Origin of the sequence: uncultured Thiocystis sp., assembly GCF_903866365.1 — a bacterium.
GTDB lineage: Bacteria > Pseudomonadota > Gammaproteobacteria > Chromatiales > Chromatiaceae > Chromatium.
In genome coordinates this window covers 1-1,707 of record NZ_CAIPNF010000380.1, presented here as the reverse complement: position 1 = coordinate 1,707, position 1,707 = coordinate 1, and the positions used below count along the sequence as shown (strand labels likewise).

Sequence of the window (1,707 nt, the reverse complement as noted above, 5' to 3'; positions counted from 1 at the left end):
CCGGCAGGAGATCCTTGATCCGCTCCCATTGATCTTCACGCAGGGCGTAGCGGCGCTGTGTCATCAGGGATCTCCTCGATCATGTTGAAGTGGTCGGGCGGCAATATTCCCACACAACGAGAATTGATGACACGCCCTAGGCTATTTTTATGCTAAATTCGACCAGACACGAAAAACGCTGGCCGCCGAAACGGCCGAACTCCGGCACGCGATCCAGCAGCTCCAGATGCAGATCCCTGATCGTGCCATTCAAAGCCAACTGACTCAAGAAAAGCTCTCACAGCTGTCGGTGGCGATCAAATCGATTTCCATGTCACTGAAAAACATCAATAAGATGCCCACAGTGGCGGTTGAGACACAACACAGCGAACCGGTTTCCGCCGCATCCAGCCCGGCGGTCGATCAGGTCAAAGCGTCCGGTGATGCGATACAAGAAGACCGGCAGCGGTTACAGCAGGATCACCCCCTGGCCGCCGCGACCGATTCAGGAGACTCCCGACCCGCTCCTCTTTACACCGAACCGACTCCAATGCAGGAGATCGCCACTGACGACGCCCCTCCATTGCCGGTGCTGAAATCGGAGCCGATCACAGACGAAATAGCGCCACCTGAACCCAGAGCGACCGCAGCTGACGCCGCGAGCGGCGGCGAGCCGGAGGCAACTGTCGCTCCAGCGCGCATCGATATCGATGAAAAGCCCTATGCGCTTCAACTAATTGGCTTTTTTTCGCTCGAAGACCTTCATGACTATGTGCGACGTTCTTCCCTGCCTGCTCCGCTTTACTATCAGGAAGAAACGTATCGGGGGCGGCCTTGGTTTGTCCTGATCCACAGTCTGCATCCAAGCCGCGAGTCTGCGAACTCCGCGATTGCAACGCTGCCCCCGAAGTTGGCTAAGCTCGATCTTTGGGTTCGCAAACTTGACGCCGACGCAACTCTGGTACCATTGGAATCGGAGCCGAATCACTGAGGCACCCCGCCCTCACGCACACGGCGATACGGCGATACGGCCGGTCAATTTGCCGGTTTGGTCTAAACCGCGCCTAGCACGGGATACGTAGTTTTTCTTCCTCTGGATCGAGTGTCGTTCTCGTCCACAGGCGGTCGGCGACCGTAAACGGATCGCGGTTGATGGTAAATCCTCAAGTAGCGCCAAAAATCAAGCTAATGAGTACCAAATTTCTCAACAACTCTGACAGACTTCGTGGGCGAACTGCTCCAATTTGCGCGTGTCCGCGGTAAATAGCCGGATGCCTTCGGCAAGTTTTTCGGTCGCCATGGCGTCTTCGTTGAGCGCCCAACGGAAGCCGGGTTCGTCATAGGCGACCTTCGGAATCTCCAGCGCGCCCGCCCGCTCGGCATCCAGCTTGCGCGGAACCTCGCCCTCCGTGGAAGCCAACTCGCCCAGCAGGGCGGGCGAGATGGTCAGGTAATCGCAACCGGCCAGTTCCAGAATCTCGTCGAGATTGCGGAAACTGGCGCCCATGACGACCGTCTCATAGCCGTGGCGCTTGTAATAGTTGAAGATCCGGGTCACCGATTGGACTCCCGGATCCTCGTCGGCGGGGTAGCCAGCGACGTTTTCCGCTTTTTTATACCAATCGAGGATCCGCCCGACGAAGGGCGAGATCAACGTCACGCCGGCGTCGGCGCAGGCGACGGCCTGGGCGAAGCCGAATAGAAGGGTCAGGTTGCAGTGAATGCCCT

Annotated in this window: 2 protein-coding genes; one reads left to right on the top strand and one right to left on the bottom strand. The window is 57.9% G+C overall.

The window, feature by feature from the left end; genetic code table 11:
- Positions 1-226 precede the first annotated feature (226 nt).
- A complete protein-coding gene (locus QZY07_RS21250) occupies positions 227-970 on the top strand; it encodes a hypothetical protein (protein ID WP_295407071.1) in 744 nt (247 codons plus the stop codon).
- A gap of 213 nt (positions 971-1,183) precedes the next feature.
- Here the strand turns inward: QZY07_RS21250 and QZY07_RS21245 are convergent.
- Positions 1,184-1,707, bottom strand: a 524-nt coding sequence (locus tag QZY07_RS21245; protein WP_295407067.1) for a transaldolase family protein, incomplete at its 5' end; no start/stop codon positions are given.

Coding starts and splice junctions, on each gene's coding strand:
- QZY07_RS21250 (WP_295407071.1), top strand. CDS start 227: ATGCAGATCCCTGATCGTGCCATTCAAAGCCAACTGACTCAAGAAAAG.